This is a genomic window from Arcicella aquatica (genome assembly GCF_034928825.1).
In the GTDB taxonomy this organism is placed as follows: domain Bacteria; phylum Bacteroidota; class Bacteroidia; order Cytophagales; family Spirosomataceae; genus Arcicella; species Arcicella aquatica.
In genome coordinates, this window is the sequence record NZ_JAYFUL010000032.1 from 19,934 (window position 1) to 39,390 (window position 19,457).

Below are 19,457 nucleotides of genomic sequence, written 5' to 3' on the forward strand. Positions count from 1 at the left end.
TGGTTTTTAAACGTTTTCAACTAATACATTTTGATGGTCATAGTATTCACTATCAATATCTTCTGGATTGAGAGATACCGATTTGACCGAAGTTTTTCCTTGAATCGAAGCAAATACTAAAGGCAAAATTAGCAATGCGGCAAAAGTAGAGGCTACTAACCCACCGATTACTGCTCTTCCAAGCGGAGCACTTTGTTCGCCAGATTCGCTCATTCCACTCGCCATTGGAATCATACCAACAACCATTGCAATGGAAGTCATCAAAATAGGCCGTAAACGAACTGCACCAGCTACTCTTGCTGCTTTTTGTGCATTTTTATAGGTTAATCTAAGACTTTCGGCATTAGTTACTAACAAAAGTGCATTGGCTACTGATACCCCAACAGACATAATAATACCCATATAAGATTGTAGGTTTAAGGTGCTGCCTGTCATTAATAAAATACTAATTGAACCCGCCAATACCGCTGGTATAGTCACTAATACAACTAATGAAACCTTGAACGACTGATAATTGGCTGCCAATAATAAAAATATTACAACAACCGCTAATGCCAACCCTATGCTCAAACTACCAAGCGTATCTTCTAATAATTTTGCCATACCTTTTAGGGCTACCACTGTCCCTTGGGGAGGGATTCCTGCGGCTTTAATGGCATTATTAACATCCATGGTAGCACTGCCTAAATCCTTTTTGAAAATATTGGATGAAACCGTAATAATTCGCCGAGGGCCAACTCTATCATATTCGCCAGGAATTGTTACTTTTTTGATACTGGCTACATCACCTAGCGTAGGTCTTAATTGGCCAGCCACCAAGGGAATATTCTCTATATCCTCTACTGAAGACATTTGATATTCGGGCAATTGTACTTGAACTTGATAAGCAAAGCCTTTCTTTTGGTCTAGCCAAAAGTTTTTAGCAGTAAATCTACTAGATGATGTAGCTGCCACTAACGATTTTGCTACTTCATCTGCCGAAAGTCCAAATTGTGAAACCCTCACTCTATCTACTTGAATATCAAAGGTTGGATAATTAAGTGGTTGATTGATTCTAATATCACGGAGATATGGTATCTTCTTTAACTGGCTTATCAGTTTATTAGCAAATTGCTGTCCATCACCCAAATCCTTACTCCCAATCATGATTTCAATCGGAGTTAATGCTCCTTGGCTCATGATTTTATCCGTAAGTTCAATTGGTTCAAAAGACACATTGGTTTCTGGCATTTGCCGATGAATGCTGTTTCTTATTTTTTCTTTGAGTTCATCCAAGGATTTTACCTTATACCCCTCTCCTAAATTCACCTGTAAAACAGCTTCATGTGGTCCTGCATTAAATACATACAAAGCACTAGTACCATAACTTGATGGTGTCATTCCCACAAAGGCAGAAGTAATATCAACATTCTTGTCTCCAACGATAGACTTAATAATGTCTATTGTTTTAATAACAGTCTGTTCAGTCTTTTCTATTCTTAAACCTTGTGGGGCAATTAATCTTAATTGAAATTGCCTAGAATGGTCAAGTTTGGGCATCATATCTTTACCAATGGTCAGAAAGCCAAAAACAAGTATGCCAAAACTGAGAATCAAATAAAGTGGGATTACGATTACTTTTTTGTCTAATAGAATATCTAACAAATGCAAATATTTTATTTTAAAGCGTTCAAATCCAGTGATTTTCTGCAAATTTCTTTCTTCATAATGCTCCATTTTTGTTTCTTGTACATTAGATAAATCATTCAAGATTTCCTTTGCATGGGGTGTTTTATGTTCATGTCCCTTCAACCACCAGTTAGATAATACAGGTACAAGCGATTGCGAGAAAATATACGAGGCCACCATCGAAAAGCCTACCGCCAATGACAGTGGCATAAACATTCCTTTGGGTACTCCATTCATCAATAAAGCAGGTGCAAATACTGCCAAAATACAAAGTGTAATAAGTAAAAGTGGGAAGGATACTTCACGGGTAGCATCCAAAATAGCTCTTGATTTAGTTTTGCCCATCTCTAGATGCTGGTGGATATTTTCGATTACTACTGTGGCTTGATCTACCAAAATACCAATTGCCAAGGCTAGGCCTGATAGCGTCATGATATTAATAGTCTGTCCAGCCATATTCAAAGCCAATATGGCGGCAAGCAATGAAATTGGTATCGTAACTATTACCACTAAGGAACTCCTCAAATCTCCTAAAAATAAATACACTACCAAGCCTGTGAGTAAAGCCCCTATTAAACCTTCGGAGGCCAAACTTTCGACGGCATTGATTACATAAACAGACTGGTCAAATTCATATTGTAATTTTATATAATCGGGTATTAATGACTGCATTTCAGGGAGTTTTGCTTTCAAAGCATTCACCACATCCATGGTAGATGCATCAGAAGTTTTGGTTAGCGGAATATAGACTGAGCGTTTCCCATTCACCAAAGCATAACCTACAGTTACATCTGAAGCATCTTCAACCGTAGCAATATCATGTAGAAAAACGGTTGGTCCTGATCCTTTGTGCAAGGGTATATTTAAAAAGTCCTCTACTTTTCCCATTACAGAATTCATAGGAGTCATGTAAGTATAGTCGCCAACCCTTACATTTCCTGCTGGTGTAATCTGGTTGTTTTTCATAACAGCCTGAACAATTTCGTCTATAACGTGGGATATGATTAAATATGCACGCAGTAGGGGGTACTTCCATATTGGTAGAGGCTCAGGGGCAAATTCAATCGTTGCCTATTGTTTAGAGATAACCGATGTTGACCCAATTTTACTTGATTTATACTTTGAAAGGTTCATTAATCCAAGTAGAACCTCTCCGCCAGACTTCGACTTGGACTTTAGTTGGGATGAAAGAGATGAGATTATCGACTACATTTTTAAACGCTATGGAGCAGACTATGTTTGCTTACTTGCAACCCATGTAACCTTTCATTATTCATCTGCATGTAGAGAACTTGGTAAGGTTTTCGGGCTTCCCAAACATGAGATAGATGAATTAGTAAGTAGTTTCAAAGAAAACCCTTTAAATTCTTATACAAGACTTATTCTTAGGTACGGTAAATTAATGGAAGATTTTCCTAACTATTTAAGTATTCATGCAGGGGGTATCTTAATAAGTGAAGAAAAACTATCGAATTACACATCATTATTAGCTATACCGAAAGGTTTTGTAATATCTGAATATGACATGTACACGTGTGAGGATATTGGTTTTGCAAAGTTTGATGTTCTTTCTCAAAGAGGTTTAGGTCACATTAAGGATACAGTAGATTTAGTGTGGAAAAATAAGAGAATTAATATTGACATCCATGCGATACAGGATTTCAAAGATGATGAAAACATTAAAAATCAACTTAAAAAACATGAAACAATGGGATGTTTCTACATAGAATCTCCTGCCATGCGACAACTCATTTGGAAGTTAAAATGTGAAGACTATATTACATTAGTAGCCGCTAGTTCAATTATTAGACCAGGTGTTGCTAGTTCAGGAATGATGGGAACTTTTATAAAACGTCATCTCAACCCAGAAACTGTAGAATATATCCATCCCAAAATGGAAGAACTTCTATCTGAAACCTATGGTGTAATGGTATATCAGGAGGACGTCATAAAGGTTGCTCATAGTTTCGGAGGTTTATCATTAGCTCAAGCTGATGTACTTAGGAGAGGAATGTCTGGGAAATATAGGTCTAGGTTAGAATTTGATAAAATAGTTGAGCAGTATTTTGAGAATTGTAAAAGATTTGGGTACGATGATGATATTGCTAAGGAGGTTTGGAGGCAGATACAGAGCTTTGCTGGTTATAGCTTTTCAAAAGCTCATTCTGCAAGCTATGCCGTGGAAAGTTATCAAAGCCTTTACTTAAAAACATATTTTCCGCATGAATTTATGGTCGGGGTAATTAATAACTTCGGAGGGTTTTATGAAACTGAGTTCTATATACATGAAGCAAAAAGAGTGGGTGCAATAATTGAGCTACCAGATATTAATGAGAGCAATTTATTGACGACCTTAAAAGGTAGGAGTATTACGCTAGGCTTTATTCATGTAAAAGGACTAGAAAAGACAACAATCAATCAAATAATTATGCAACGTAATGTTAGACCATTTAGCTCTTTTGATGATTTCTGTAAGAGGGTTTACATCGGACTTGAGCAAATAATTATCCTGATTAGGATTTCAGCCTTTAGAATGTTTGGATATTCAAAAAAAGAACTGCTTTGGGAAGCACATTTTAAAGTAAACAAAAAGACCACATTGCAACCTTCAGAGTTATTTTATGTAGAAGATCTACATTATCAATTGCCAGCACTCTATCACCATCCTGCTGAAGACATTTATGACGAATTTGAACTTCTTGGATTTACCTTACAAAATCCTTTTTTATTGGTTTTTCAAAAGCCAAATTGTATATTTTTTGCAAGTAATTTATCAACTGGAATCGGTAAATTCATTCAAATTTTAGGCTATCTAGTTAGTTTAAAACCAACAAAAACGAAAAAAGGGGAACGAATGTTTTTTGGCTATTGGGTTGATGAGCATGGAGAATTTTTTGATACAGTTCACTTCCCTAATGCTACAAAGATGTATCCGTTTAGAGGGAAAGGAGTTTATCATTTAAAAGGAAAAGTTTGTGAGGAATATGGTCATTGTTCTATTCAAATAAATTGGATGGAAAAATTGCCATTTATTGTAGATCCTAGAATTGAATAACTCTTCATAAAAATTTAGAAAGATGTGCTATCATACTTTACTTCAAACAAAAAAAGAAAGAATTGAGGAAATTTTCAAGGCAGAATTTCAAAACAAAACTGATTACGAACCAAAATTATTGGTAAATGGATTTGATAATCCAAGAACTCCAATAATCATGAATGATAACCCTAGATTAATTGCGAATGTTTATTGGGGTTTAATACCTCATTGGGCATCAATTGAAAAAGCAAAAACTATTAGAAAAAAAACACTAATTGCCAGAGCTGAATCAATTAATGAGCTTTCATCTTACAAAGATTCTGTTAATAGAAGGTGCTTAGTTATTGTTGACGGATTTTACGAAAGAAAAACTGAAAATAAGAAAGAAAACAGCATCAAATATTTATTAAGATTAAAGCATGAAGATTGTTTTGCAATCGGCGGAATTTGGAGTTACTGGAAAAATCCTCAAAAACAGAATTGTTACCTTTAATAATACCCAAAGAATTTTGTTAGGAGGGGTTAAATCCAGATGCAAAGGACTTAAATCACCTTATCAGACCTTTTGATGAGAAATTAATGGAGGCTAAGGTGGTATTTTAAATCTCACTGGATTATTTTATCTAGTCTGTCATTTCATTTTTCTTTATGGAACTACAAAAGCTCTATTTGAGTGATGATGGTTTTCAGTCCAAGATTAGACGGATAAGATTTTTTTAGTAAAACTACACTAGTAACATACCTTTGAGTTCAAAACGCTCAAAAGCATTAGATATACCTTTCGAGGATTCAAAAGGAAAAATCTTTAATCGGAAACCCCTCCTACCCTTTCGCTTTTTTTTCTATATAAGAACCTTTCAATCAACACTTTACATTGATTATTTATCGTATTTTGTCGCAAAAGTAGGTGATTTTTCGACAAAATATACTATTCTTTTTTTACTTCTGGCATAATCAAGAACCTTACTATTTAAATCATTACATTTAACAATTTCAACACCTGATATTCTACATATTAAAATAGAGTTATATGTACCAAGCATTAAAAAGAAAGAAATATGTCGTGAAGATTAGCTTTAATTAAACAAAAAATTAAATGATAAGATTCTTGGGTATTTTGAAGATTTCTATTCAATACATTATTCAGATTCATTTTGAGCTATGTTTGAATTCAATAGCTACGGAACAAACAATTTATACTATTTAAGAATAATAAATCTAATTAGTTAAAACAGGTATAAGTACCTGATACTTTTATAAAAAAGAATTATATTTTTACCATATAATGTACAATAAGTATAATGACACCCATTTGATTACGTCTTTATTAAATTTATATCTCAGCTTTGATTAGGTATAAATTATAAAAGTGTAAATATTTTACACTTTATGTCATTTCCTTTGTGCTATTAAACATCAAAAAACAACAATGCCTAAAATTAGACTATTAAGAATCCAGTTCGACACCGATATAGAGGCCTACGAAATCCCAGCATTCAGAGGGGGCGTAATTGCCAAAGCTGGTAACGAACATATCATTTTCCATAACCATCTCAACGATCGTGAGTACCTATATGGTTATCCAGTTATCCAATACAAACGCATTGGTAAAAACCCAGCGATTGTTTGTATCGACTATGGCGTTGATGAAATTCATCACTTATTTAGCAATCAAAATCTCAGTATTATGATTGGTCAACGTCCTGTGAATTTGGCGGTAAAAAACCTACAAATGCAACAGTACAATTTACAAATTTGGGAAAAGTCTTTTGATTATCGGCTGTATAATTGGCTGGCACTCAACCAAGAAAACTATGAAAAGTATCAGGCAATCCAAGATGATTTAATGCGGATAGAATTCTTGGAAAATGTACTAAAAGCCAATATCATTTCATTTGCTAAAGGAGTAAAATGGGATGTGGACAAGCCGATTTCATTACGTATCGACGAAGTACTAAAATCAAAAATAGTACCCTACAAACAACAAAAACTCTTAGCCTTCGACATCCGCTTTCGTACAAACGCCTTCCTCCCAGACTTCGTTGGGCTTGGTAAAGGCGTAAGCTTGGGCTTTGGAACGGTTTCACAGATAAAAAATAATAGATAAAAGCAATATAATTATGGCTACTCAAACAAGAGATATTATACACTTAGCAGCATTGCTACATGATATTGGAAAGTTTTGGCAAAGGGCTGATGTAGGTGGAGTTATGTCATCACAAATAATAGACAAATTTCATAAAGAGTTTGAATCGTCAATTTGTCCAAATCGTGATGGTAAATACACTCATAAGCACGTTGTTTGGACTGCTCAATTTTTCCAACACTTTAAAAATATTTTTGAAGACAATATTGATGCTTTGGGTAATGCTTCCTATCCAAGAAAAAGTATTGTACGTTGGGCATCGGCACATCATAACCCTAATCAAGAAAGTTTGGAAGAATATATCGTTCAATTTGCCGACCACTGTTCTTCTGGTATTGATAGAACAACAAACGATGGATTAGAAGATGAAACCGTAGAATATGACTATGAGGTTGCTAAGGGATGGGATAAATTCAAAGATGTAAGAATGAAAAGTATCTTTGAAAATTTACTTGACAATAAAACCGATGGTTTTAGATTACCTATATCGGCTTTAACCTTAGAACAAAGTTTTTTCCCAAAAAGTACTTTTGATACAAAAGGGCAGATTGAATATAATACGTTGTGGAATGAGTTTTCAAAAGATTTATCCTCTATTCCTACAAAAGATATTCGTCAGGTTACCGATTCAATATTATATCTTCTTGAAAAATATACTGTTACAATTCCAAGCAGTACCCAACATTTACCAGATGTTTCATTGTATGAGCATTTGCGTAGTACTGCCGCTTATGCGTTGTGTACGTATGATTATTTAGAAGAAAAAAACGCAACTAAATTCAAAATTGAAGCTGAGGAAGAGCCTTTTTTACTTTTAGGAGGTGATTTATCAGGTATTCAATCATACATCTACGATATTGTTGGTAAAGGGGCTGCAAAAAACTTGAAAGGACGTTCTTTCTATCTACAACTTATTATAGAAGTAATTGTAAATCATATGTTGGACGAACTAAAATTATACCGCTCCAATATTGTGTATAGTTCAGGCGGCGGATTTTATATTCTTGCTCCTAATACAACATTTGTACGTGAGAAAATACCAATGCTAATTGATGAAATCAGCACTAAAATTAGAGAAGAACATGGCACGAAACTGTATTTAGCCATTGATTATCAATCTATTAAAAAAAGAAGCATTTTCGATGGTTCTATAAATACTCTATGGGAAGATTTAAGTAAAAAATTAGCCAGTAAAAAACAAAATCGCTTTGCTGATTTTATTAGTACTGACGCTGGATTTCAATTCTTTTTTGAACCTACAGAAGCAGGGGGAAAAACCGAGAGAGATGCAATTACAGGAGAAGAGTTTGATAATAATGAAAAAAAATATCCTTTTAACATAGATGAGGATGAAGAACAACAATATGTTAAAGAAAGTACTTTTGAGCAAATACGTTTAGGCAAAATATTGAGAGATAACATCATCTATCAAATAATTACAAAGGAAAAAATCAGTTATTGGGAGCAAGATTATAGATTTAATGGTATAACTACTCATCAATACTTTCAGCCTTTAAAGCTTAACAAGTATTACTATTTTCTAAATGAAAAGGAAATTGAAGAGCTAAAAGCAAAAGTAAAAGGTAGTGTTGATGATGCTATTATTTTGAGAGTAAATGATACTAACTTTTCTGATTTTAAACTAACTGGAAATAGAGTAGTTAATGGCTTTACTTTTTACGGAGGAAACAATTTGCCTACTAACCATGATGGTAAAGCTCTCTACTTTGATGCACTTGCTGGCGATGAAAATGTATCTTTTAAAAGACTTGGTATTTTACGTATGGACGTAGATAGTCTTGGACTAATATTTAAAAAAGGTTTTTCTAACAACAGAAGGACGTTTTCAAGATACAGTACCTTGAGTAGGTCTTTAGACTTTTTCTTTAAGGGGTATTTAAATACTATTTGGAAAGAAAATGAAGATTTTAAACAAAATACATTTATCCTTTATGCTGGTGGAGATGATTTGTTTATTGTTGGCAAATGGGATATAACGCTTGCCTTCGCTCGAACAATTCAGGAAAAGTTTGAAGAATGGATTTGTCATAATCCAGCATTGGGCATTTCTGGTGGGATGGCTATTGTTGGTGGCAAGTATCCTATTGCCAAAGCAGCTACACAATCGGATGAAGAAGAAAAAAGAGCTAAAGGTCATTCTTTGGGAAAATTTGATAAAAATGCCATCAGCTTTTTGGGTTCGCCATTCAACTGGGAGAAAGAATATAAATCTGTTAAAGAATTAAAGGATTTATTAGTAAAGCATATCAAAGCAGATGATGGTATTCCCAGAAGCTTTTTAGATAAAGTTGGGACTTTTTATGCCATGAAAATTGAACAAGAAAAAAATAAATCTAATCCAAGATGGCGATGGATGTCGGCTTATGATATACAAAGAGCAAGCGACAGAGCCAAAAAAGGTAGTGCATCTAAAGCATTTATGGAAGAAGTAAAATGTAAACTTTTTGTAAACGCTCGGATGGAAGGTAGTAAATATGACTATTTAGATATATTAAATTTTGCAGCTCGCTGGGCTGAATTAGAAATGAGAAGTTAAACTTAAAAACAGATACAAAATGGAAGAAAATTTTAAAGACGAATGGATAAAGACCTCTATTGATGAGCAATGTATCAATTTCGCAGAGAAATTCGGAAAGCAATTAGTTGACAACAATTTTACTACTTCTCAAATCCGAAATGTATATGGCGAAATCAAGCGAATACAGCTAAGTGGTTTTTCTGAGAATAAATCAGACTTTTTACTGCTAAGACCTAAAATGGCTTATGCTTCTAAGCGAGCAACGGATAAAGATAGAAGAGCTACAGGAGCAACTGATTTTGAAAAAGTTATCAAGAAGGCACACGGTGCTGTTGCATCTGGAACAGATGGAGATGCTAGACGATTTGAAAACTTTTGTGATTTTGTTGAAGCGATACTGGCTTATCATAAAGCAGCAGGTGGTAGAGATTAATTTAAACGACATAAAACTAATTTAATATGAAGCTTATCAAAAAAATCATAATTACCGGAGAAATTCATGCCAAAACTGGCTTAATGATTGGAGGTTCAAATACAGCTATGGGTATTGGAGGACCTGATAAAACTGTAATTCGTAATCCTATCACGAAGCAACCTTACATACCTGGAAGTTCTCTAAAAGGTAAGATGCGTTCATTGCTTGAACTATCATTTGGAAATATTGGCTCAAAAAAGATGGGGAAAGTAGAAAATGGACCAAGTGAAGACCCGACTCATAAAACTACCGTTTTATTTGGTTCAGCAAGAACAGATGGTCAACAACGCCCATCCAGAATAATTTGTCGTGATGGTTTCCTATTAAATCCAAATGAGTTAAAAAATACGGATTTACCTTTTACTGAGGCTAAGACCGAGGTAGTTATTGACCGTATTACATCAGCAGCAATGCCAAGAACCTTTGAACGTGTTCCAGCAGGAGCTAAGTTTAGCTTAAATATCGTAATTAATGTTTTTGATGACGACCCATTTAGAGACGAATTACAAACCTTGACATTCAAAGCTTTGCAATTAGTACAAGATGATTATTTGGGAGGTTCAGGTTCTCGTGGAAGTGGGCAGGTAAAGATAAAAATTGACCGTATCATTGAAAGAACCAGTGAGTTTTATCATGGAACAGTCCCACAATCATCTATTCAAATAGATTCTATACCAGAAGATTTAAGATAATATGGCTGATTATAAGATTATAAAACTACATTTCCTTTCTCCCATACATTTATCGAAAGGGAAAGAGAACGACTATGGCGAAAGTGAAGAAATACTTCATTCTGATACCATTAAGTCGGCATTGTATGTTTGTGCCAGACAGTTGTTTGGAAATAATGAGATTGGAGATGATGAAAGTTTCTTTCAATCATTTCAAATTTCATCAGCCTTTCCATTTTTTATGGATGAATTATTCTTTCCTAAACCGATGATGAAAATTCAACCATTTAAAAACGAAGAAGTAAAAGAAGAACTACAAGCTAAAAAACATAAAAAAGTGTCTTTTTTGGGGAAAAGCTATTTTGAGGATTTAATTAATCAGCAATGTTTGCATTTATCGCCAAATTTTATGACACCTGATGGTAAGTTTGTAAGCAATCATCCCAATATGCAAAAATTGGAAGGTTCTATTTTTAAAGCAGATGTCCAACAGCGTGTTACGATTCCAATGGATTATGCTGAAAACCCTACGCCTTATTATGTAGATAGAATCTATTTTGCTGAAAACGCAGGATTATGGTTTGCATTTAAAGGTGATGATAAAGTTTTTGAGCTTGTTCAAAAGGCACTAAAATTACTTGGTGATTCAGGTATTGGAACAGACCGCAATGTAGGTAACGGGCAATTTGAAGCTACTTTCTCAACGATAAGTTTGTCTTTACCGAATAATTCAAACTATCAAATGAGTCTATCGCTTTGGTGTCCTCAAAAATCTGAACTTACACCTAATTTTCTACAAAAAAGTTCTTATGGCTTAATCAAACGTGGTGGTTATATAGCAAGCCCTGCTAAAATTGAGCATCTTACTTTACGCAAAAAATCGGTCTATATGTTTACAGAAGGGTCTATTTTCCCTGTTGGTCAATCAGTTTTAGGAAAAATTTGTAATCTAAAGCCTGATACAGCTATGGTAGAGCAAAATGTTTGGCGTGACGGATTAGCTTTTATGATACCCATTAACAAACCAGAGATATGAGCCATATTTTAGTCGAAACCCTAACACCGCTACATATTGGAAGTGGGCGAATTTTACAAGCAAATACAGAATATCTCTATTTCAGCGAGCATAAAACTGTTTCTATTATTGACGAAGCCAAAATATTGAATGTGATTGGCGAGGAAAATATCGAACAGTGGATTAGTTTGATTGAAAAAGGAGATAGTCTATTAGACTATCTAAAAAAACGTAGTTCTGCCATCACTCCTATTGAAACAGACAAACGTACTATCAAAGTAAAAGGCAGTACCAATCCCAATAATGGAAATAGTGGTATTAGAGAACAACTATTTTCTGGTAATGGTCAAGCCTTACTTGCTGGTTCTTCTTTAAAGGGAGCAGTGAGAACAGCGGTTTTTAATCACGCCATTTTAAAAAACCCTTCTTTTGCAAAGCAGTTGTCTAATTTTAAAGAAATTAAACAAAATGGTAAAATTAATTACAAAGGAGTATCATTAGAAAAAAAGTATTTTGGCAAAGACCCAAACCATGATGTATTTCGCTTGATAAGAGTAGGCGATATTCATTTTAATCATACAGAATGTATTTTAGCAGAAACACTTAACCAATTAGAATTAGGGCATCGTTTTGAAATGAAAAATGCTATTAAACAGCACATTGAATGTATTCCACAAGGTCAAAAATCTGTTGGAAAAATTCAGATACCTGATGATTTGATTAAAGAGATTAAGAAGCGTCCTGCTATTGCTAATGACATCAAAGGCATAAGTGATTATGCAAGTATTACACAGTTGTTTGGGGTAATTAATTCTTTTACCAAAAGGCAAATTGAGAAAGAAATAGCCAAATTCAAACCTTTAGACTTACCCGAAGGAGCAAATGATTACATTGAAATACTTGAAAAATTGGTAGCAGATATTAATGCTCTAAACAATGACGAGTGTATTATTCGTGTAGGTTTTGGAACTGGCTATCTAAATATGACTGGCGGGTGGGCAATAGAGCAATGGAAAAACATTCCTAATTTCAAGTATGAGCAGGAGATGGAAAATTTAGGAACGGCTGTACGAAAAAATGATAAGTATAACTCTTTTGATTTACCTAAATCTCGAAAAATGGTGTTAGGAGGTGTTCCTTTAGGTTTTATTAAACTAAAACAGATTGATTCCAGTCAAGCCAATGGTTGGGAAAAACGATTAAATGATGAACGTGTAGCTATTGAAAAACAACGTCAACTTGATTTTCAGAAAGCCAAAGAATTATCTAAACAAAAAGCCATCGAAGAAGCTAAAGCAGAAGCAGAACGCTTGGAAAAGGTAAGAATTGCACAAGAAGAGACAAAGAAACCTAAACTATTTGATGGTCAGTTACCTAAAAGTAAAACCATTACAGTTGATGCTATTATTGCTAAATCAGGAAAGCCAAATTGGGTTAAACTTTTTGTAAAAGGCTATGAAAATAAAGAATTTCAATTGTTGCGATATACAAACCTGTTAGAAAAAGATACTATAATAATTGTAAAAGCCAGTACTAAAAAGGATGGTACTATTTACGAAGTAGTTTTTGAGAAAGTAAAGTAAAATTGTGTTCAATAATTATTAATAGGATAATACCTCATGAAGAATTACTTAGTTATTACTCTTGGCACCAGAGAAATTCAGCTACCTGTAAATAAGATAGAAGAGCATAATTTTGAAGTGCTTGAAGAAAAAGGAGAAAAATTTTCTAAGTTTTTCATTCAGAAAATCAATGACCATTCTGTTAGAATAGAGGTAAAACAGCCGAGTAAAGAATTTCCTGATTTTTTTACAATTTCTCCAAGAACAACTGGGAAAATAATAAATGATAATTATCATTTATTACGACCAATTATTGACTTTCCAATTGTAAGACCAGCAATTGAATACTTAAAACAAAAAAAAGTGTCCCTCGATGTAATTATGCTTGTATATACAGACCAAGAAGAAGCATTTAAAGGCGGAAAGGTTAAATTTCAAAACAAAGAAAATGACTCTCTATTCTATGCTGATATAATTTCAAAATTAATCAAAGAGGATAGTTTTTTTGTTAATACTGAAATTGACCAATTCGCAATTATAGATAATGTTACAGATTTGGGATATCAATATGATGATTTTAAAAGAATTAACGACTTCCTATTATATTCAGAAGAAGTAAAACAGGTTTTTTTATATCCACAAGGAGGTATCGACCAAATTAATCAAGCTTTGGTATTACGACTTATTGAAATATTTAAGGAGAAAGTAAAGCAACTCCAAAAAGCGGAAGGAGCTGATTTCAAAGAATTAGATTTTCCTTCTAAGTTTTTAATTAGTTTAAATAAGCAAAAGATTTTGAAGCATTTGGAGGATTATGATTTTGGAGCGATAACAACAGGAAGTAAAACAGTTACTTGTCTAGCACAGTATGCTAATAAAAGATTAAACTTAGATTATACCTCTTTAAGGGCATATCCAAATACTTTCAAGCAAATTCACTACAAGAACGAAAAATTAGACTTCCCCTGTGATAATAATGAAAAAATAAAAGATTTATATTTATCTGCCAAGGTATATTATAAACAAGGTAAGTTAAAAGACTTTTTATGGAGAATTTTTACAATTTTTGAAAATTACACTAAAGTACCAATTGAAAAAAAATTTGGAGATACTGACTGGCTGCGTAAAAAAGAATTTGAGTGGAAAGACTATTTAAAAAAAATAGATGCAAATTTAATAGACCATTTACAAAATATAGAAATTACTGTTGGCAGATATAAACAAAAACTAGACTTTTCATATCCTAATCGACATACTTTTTGGCATATATATTTTTATTTAAATATCGGTGAGAATGAAACTTTAGAAAGAAAAATATATCTAAAAACTGAAAAGCTTTCCGATGAGCGAAATAAAATTGCTCATACTTTAGATGCAATTACAGAAAAAGATTTGAATGAAGCATTAGGAAAGGATTATAATTGCTTGATGTTGATTTCTGACCTCGATAAAATCTTTAATGTCCAAGACTTTGGGATTTATGACGTAATAAGAAAAGAAATAGAAGATTTACTCTAAATACCTTCTTTATCATATCATGTATATTTAGGAATTGGATTCCTAAATATACATGATATAAACTATTTTATTAGTTTATATTCACTCTCAAAATTTATAATAATGTTATTACCTCGTACTCATTTGAAATGACATTATAAAAGTTTCACTCAAATTACCCCCCCATACTTCGCACCCATTTCTTTAATCTGCTCAATCATTTTATCTCTTAAATGTTGCGGCTCGATTACTTCAAGATCTTTGCCAAATTCGAGAAGTTTGGCGAGTAACTCGTTATTGAAACGTAATTGATAGATAAATACTTTATGAATATCGGTACTTTCTGCTTCTACTTCTTGCTGACTATCATGCAAGGGCTTGGTTATGATATAATTAGCTCTTTTGGCTTCAACTTTTATTTTGACTACCTCCAGTGCTGCATAGGTATTACTTCTATAATTATATAAATACGTAAAACCGATAATGTCATTTAAAAAGGCTAAATCATTTGGTTTTTGTTGCCTAAAGCCAAAATCAGAGTTTTCGATGGCAAGTATTCTATCTAAGGCTAAATTATAAATCTTTCCCTTTTTATGCTCGTAACCATAAATGTGCCAACGGTTATGGTACTCTTTAAGTATATATGGACTGATACTATATTCTCGCAGCTCTTTATCAAAATCTTGATATTTAATTTTAAGTGTTGTTTGATTTTTGATAGCTTCATATAATTCACTTAGTCTTTTAAGCCCTACATATTCATCATTTTGTTCAAACTGAACTATTTGTTTTTGTGATACTTTAGGAAGGCGTTCTTTTAATTTAAGCCAAATATCTTCTAAACCTTTAAAAGCAGGGAATTCTGAAAATTGCTGTAAAAGTGTTTGCACTTCGTCTGCAAACATTGAGTCATTTACGCTAAACCTGTTTAGAAAAGAATATGCTTTACTGTAACTATACTTGCTCTTTATATTATGAATAGGAGCGTCATAAATTATTTCCAGATTGTGAAGATCATTAAAAATAGTTTTCCGAGCAACAGTAATTTCGTTGTGTAAATAACTTTTCTGTATATCTGTCCAACCAACTGGTGTACCTTTCGCCAACAGATTATGAAGAATTTGTAAGCGGTCAAATTGATTCTTAGTTTTTGCCATTTTATTATAATCGTGTAATTACTTTACACCAATTTAAGCAAACTTTGCATCAGAAACAAGAAATAAACATTTTAAACCCCATATCAACTTCAATACAAATCTAACGATTACTTCATTTCTTCCCTTCGCTCCTACTTCGGAGCAGGTAGTTATCCTTGATAACATCAAAAGTTTTTTAGCTGACAAGCAAGACTTTATGATTGTAAAGGGTGCAGCAGGTACTGGCAAAACTTCTATTATGAAGGCAGTTGCAGATTACCTTAATCAGCAAAATATTGGTTTTGAATTGCTTGCTCCTACTGGACGTGCGGCTAAGAATATTGCTCAGAAAGCTGGTTATCAAGCAGATACTGTTCATTCATGTATTTATATTCCTGAAACTGATACGGAAGAAGCTAAAGTACGCTTTAAGACTAAGGCAAATAAGTTTTCAGAACAACGTGTGTATATCGTTGATGAAAGTTCTATGCTCAGCGATTTGGTGAATAATTCACAGGACTTTGAAGCTACAACTCCTATGCTTTCAGATTTAATTGCCTTTGTAAAACAGGGAAATAAAGCGAACAAACTCATTTTTGTTGGTGACGATTGTCAATTGCCTCCAGTTGGCTATAAAGCTTTTGCACAATCTCCTGCATTGTTATTGTCTTACTTGAAACAAACCTTTGATTTGAATGGTACTGAGGTACAATTATCAAGGGTGATGCGTCAATCAGAAGGTTCATACATTCTTGACTCGGCTTATGATGTACGTTCTTACATCCAGAAACAGCAAGGTTTCAAACGTAATATTGGCAAAGCTATGTACAATCCAAATCATGTAACTGACTTGTACATTCAACGTTACGATTTCAATCAGCCACAAAACGTAGCAATTATCGCTTATTCTAACGATTATGTAAGTCGTTGTAATAAGTTGGTACGTGAAAAACTTGGTTTGGGTGGAATCTTGACAAAAGGTGATTTGGTGGTGCTGAATCGTAATTATTATGGTAAGTTATTTACATATATCCCCAATGGTGAGGTTGCTCAAGTAGTGGCAACTGGACCAGTCCGTATTGTGTCGGAACTCCGCTTTATGGAAGTTGAATTAGCTCTTTTTAATGAAGACGATAAAGCTTATACAGTTTCCACGAAAATACTTTTGGATACTTTAGAAAATCCTAAGTTGTTTACTCACGACAAGAAGAAGGCTCTTTTCGCATCGGCGTACAAGAATAACCCAACGTATCGTAGCTCAAAAGATGTGCGTGATGATGAATTTTTATCCGCAATGCAGGTAAATTATGCTCATGCTTTCAATTGCCATAAAGCACAAGGTAGCGAATGGAATACAGTGTTACTCAATACTTGGATGCCCGATACCGACCAGCGTTTTTTATACACGGGTGTTACTCGTGCAAAAAGTGAGCTATTCACCAACAACGCTCACTGTTTTTAAGCAATTATTAAAATAATATCTCACTTAATTATTATTCATATTTTAATCCATACGACCATGACGAATTTTAATACTCCCACACCAGTAAACACTACTGATACTTTGGCTCAAAATGCTGATAAAAATATTGTTCAACCGCAAAACCCTACGATTATGACGACAACTGTAAAAAAAGTAAATCTACGTGAATATGGTGCAGAACAATCTTTGGCGCACAAAGGAAATGCTGACGCTTTGTACAACGCTTTCTTAGAAATAAGAAGTGGTCATATTATTGATGAAAATGCTGATATAGAACAACAGCAACAATATCAATTACAGTTAGATGATAAAATTGCGAACTTTGAAAAGGGTGTAATCGGTTTGGAAAGTGCCAGCGAGCAAATTACTGCTGTGGAAATTCCAAATCTGGAAAGAACCATTGAGGAGCTTGAAACGGAAATTCATGAATGGGTACTTGAAAAACATCAAGCACAAAAACCCGATACAGTGAATCGTTTTAACTTATTCCGCTTGGGAATTATGTGCTTGTTGGGTTTGGTTTATGTTTTTGCTTTTTATGTAAGTGCTGTTTACATGGGTATGATGCGTGATATTGACAAAACCCTAGAGGATGCTCAGAAAAATCATAGCATGAATTCTGTATTTAACGCTATTTTTTCAAAGGAAGCATTTACTACTTTCAACTTCCACTGGTTTGCCCCTATTCTTTTACTGATGTTTGCCATCACTATAGAACATATTTGGAAAAGCCTGGCAGGAAAACAAAGAATTATAGTAATTACTTTGGCAATACTCCTCACTGGAGCTTTGGATGCAATCATTGCTTATAAAATTGAAAGTACTAACCAGCAAGTAAAAATGATGATGGGCTTAGAAGATCCAAATCATATCTGGTGGAAAAGTGGCGACTTTTATGCTGTATTAATGATGGGATTTATCGGCACACTAGTTTGGGGTGGACTGGGTTATGCTTTTACTGAAGAATTAGGGAAAACCGACTTCGCTAAAATTGTAGCATTAGAGGTAAATCATAGGAAAACAAAAATCCGTGAAATCCGTGAAAGAATTGCTACTATGAGAAACAGCATTCTTGATTTACAATCGAAGATGAAGCAGTTAGAAGTTGACATCAAGCGTTTACGAGAACAGAAACAAACCATGAAGGTAAGTATGGCTGAGCTAGAACGCTATGCTGCTATGTTTTACGATGGTTGGATGCAACTGGTTGGTGCAATTCCCAACGGAGAGCTGCTTAGAAGTCAGTGTGAACAAAAATACACCTTGTTTCGTGAAAAATACATACTTCCTGATGAAACAAATTAGGCTTATTTCAATTCCAATTTTTGATTTCCCCAAACACTTAACAAACAAAACCTTTACAATTATGACGACAATTACTACAATATCTCGCACTTTAGTTTTGATGATAATCATCCATTTTTTTTTAACAATTCAGGTTACTTTGGCCCAAAGTACTGGTAAAAACTATGTTGTATTACTGGATTTATCGGACAGACTTTTATCAGCACAGCAGCCAGAAAGAGACAAAGCAATCATTCAAGCGATTTTCAAAGCTTTTGAAGAACAGGTGCGTAAAAATTATTATATCTACTCACACGATTCTTTTAAAGTAGCCATTATTCCGCAAGAAGGGGGAATTGATGAACAACGCTACACGCAAGAGTTATTTATTGATATGGCTAAATTGGGTATAAAAGACAAGAGAGTACAGTTGGATAAGCTAAAAGCACAAATGCCTGAATTGCTCAACAAACTTTATGCTGAAGCGACTAAAAATAAGGTTCAATCAAAGCAATTTCAAGGAACTGATATTTGGCGTTATTTCAACGATTACCTGAGTGTCGATTTACAAAAGAATGCTCAGAACAAATTGTTTATCCTTACGGATGGTTATTTTGATTTTGAATCAAATCGCTATATCGGAAAACAAGGTAATAGAAGTACGGATTCTCGGATGATTGCTCGTTTACGAAATTTACCGAACTGGAAAGAAGTATTATCTTTGCCCAACGAAGGCTTAATTTCGATAGCTAAAAACTTCACTCATTTAGAAGTATCCATCATTGAAATTACTCCTAAAAATAAGGTTTTACAAGAATTGGATATTATTTACGCTCTTTGGAAGAAATGGCTTACCGAAATGAAAGTTCAGAAAGTAAACTTCTTGAACAAAGGGAATATTGCTCAGATAACGCAGCGTATCGGCGAACTATAAACTAAAGAAT

The 19,457-nt window shown here is 33.8% G+C and carries 14 protein-coding genes; 12 read left to right on the plus strand and 2 right to left on the minus strand.

The window, feature by feature from the left end; genetic code table 11:
* Nucleotides 1-6: 6 nt before the first annotated feature.
* Nucleotides 7-2,634: an efflux RND transporter permease subunit gene (locus tag VB264_RS17165; protein WP_323251234.1), complete on the minus strand. Its 2,628-nt coding sequence runs from the start codon at nucleotides 2,632-2,634 to the stop codon at nucleotides 7-9.
* A 34-nt stretch (nucleotides 2,635-2,668) separates the two neighbouring features.
* On the opposite strand from VB264_RS17165, the gene VB264_RS17170 reads away from it, so the two are divergent.
* The 9 genes from VB264_RS17170 (at nucleotide 2,669) to VB264_RS17210 (ending at nucleotide 14,631) form a co-directional block, all read left to right on the plus strand.
* Complete coding sequence (locus VB264_RS17170; RefSeq protein WP_323251236.1) at nucleotides 2,669-4,723, plus strand: helix-hairpin-helix domain-containing protein; 2,055 nt, start codon at nucleotides 2,669-2,671, stop codon at nucleotides 4,721-4,723.
* A gap of 22 nt (nucleotides 4,724-4,745) precedes the next feature.
* The gene (locus VB264_RS17175) at nucleotides 4,746-5,198 is read left to right on the plus strand and encodes an SOS response-associated peptidase (RefSeq protein ID WP_323251238.1); all 453 of its coding nucleotides are present in this window, start codon (nucleotides 4,746-4,748) and stop codon (nucleotides 5,196-5,198) included.
* 936 nt (nucleotides 5,199-6,134) lie between these two features.
* Nucleotides 6,135-6,812, plus strand: coding sequence for a CRISPR-associated endonuclease Cas6 (locus VB264_RS17180; protein ID WP_323251240.1), 678 nt, complete (start codon nucleotides 6,135-6,137; stop codon nucleotides 6,810-6,812).
* 13 nt (nucleotides 6,813-6,825) lie between these two features.
* Nucleotides 6,826-9,408, plus strand: coding sequence for a type III-A CRISPR-associated protein Cas10/Csm1 (gene cas10 / locus VB264_RS17185; RefSeq protein WP_323251242.1), 2,583 nt, complete (start codon nucleotides 6,826-6,828; stop codon nucleotides 9,406-9,408).
* A 19-nt stretch (nucleotides 9,409-9,427) separates the two neighbouring features.
* Nucleotides 9,428-9,823 carry a type III-A CRISPR-associated protein Csm2 gene (csm2, locus tag VB264_RS17190; protein WP_323251244.1) on the plus strand — a complete coding sequence of 132 codons (396 nt, stop codon included), beginning with the start codon at nucleotides 9,428-9,430 and terminating at the stop codon, nucleotides 9,821-9,823.
* A 26-nt stretch (nucleotides 9,824-9,849) separates the two neighbouring features.
* Nucleotides 9,850-10,557 (plus strand): type III-A CRISPR-associated RAMP protein Csm3, encoded by a 708-nt coding sequence (csm3, locus tag VB264_RS17195; RefSeq protein ID WP_323251246.1) that lies wholly within the window; start codon nucleotides 9,850-9,852, stop codon nucleotides 10,555-10,557.
* 1 nt (nucleotide 10,558) lies between these two features.
* Complete coding sequence (gene csm4 / locus VB264_RS17200) at nucleotides 10,559-11,572, plus strand: type III-A CRISPR-associated RAMP protein Csm4 (protein ID WP_323251248.1); 1,014 nt, start codon at nucleotides 10,559-10,561, stop codon at nucleotides 11,570-11,572.
* Nucleotides 11,569-13,134 (plus strand): type III-A CRISPR-associated RAMP protein Csm5, encoded by a 1,566-nt coding sequence (gene csm5 / locus VB264_RS17205; RefSeq protein ID WP_323251250.1) that lies wholly within the window; start codon nucleotides 11,569-11,571, stop codon nucleotides 13,132-13,134. The genes csm4 and csm5 overlap by 4 nt, the downstream gene beginning before the upstream one ends.
* 36 nt (nucleotides 13,135-13,170) lie before the next feature.
* Nucleotides 13,171-14,631, plus strand: a complete 1,461-nt coding sequence (locus VB264_RS17210) for a hypothetical protein (protein WP_323251253.1) — start codon at nucleotides 13,171-13,173, stop codon at nucleotides 14,629-14,631.
* Between the two features lie 149 nt (nucleotides 14,632-14,780).
* Here VB264_RS17210 and VB264_RS17215 read toward each other — a convergent pair whose 3' ends face one another.
* A complete protein-coding gene (locus VB264_RS17215) occupies nucleotides 14,781-15,767 on the minus strand; it encodes a helix-turn-helix transcriptional regulator (protein WP_323251255.1) in 987 nt (328 codons plus the stop codon).
* 106 nt (nucleotides 15,768-15,873) lie between these two features.
* Here VB264_RS17215 and VB264_RS17220 point away from each other — a divergent pair, with 106 nt between their 5' ends.
* From VB264_RS17220 to VB264_RS17230, 3 genes are all read left to right on the plus strand, one after another.
* Nucleotides 15,874-17,208, plus strand: coding sequence for an ATP-dependent DNA helicase (locus tag VB264_RS17220; protein ID WP_323251303.1), 1,335 nt, complete (start codon nucleotides 15,874-15,876; stop codon nucleotides 17,206-17,208).
* A gap of 57 nt (nucleotides 17,209-17,265) precedes the next feature.
* Nucleotides 17,266-18,534: a hypothetical protein gene (locus VB264_RS17225; RefSeq protein ID WP_323251256.1), complete on the plus strand. Its 1,269-nt coding sequence runs from the start codon at nucleotides 17,266-17,268 to the stop codon at nucleotides 18,532-18,534.
* A 61-nt stretch (nucleotides 18,535-18,595) separates the two neighbouring features.
* On the plus strand, nucleotides 18,596-19,447 hold the full coding sequence (locus VB264_RS17230) for a hypothetical protein (protein ID WP_323251258.1): 852 nt from the start codon (nucleotides 18,596-18,598) through the stop codon (nucleotides 19,445-19,447).
* Nucleotides 19,448-19,457 lie beyond the last annotated feature (10 nt).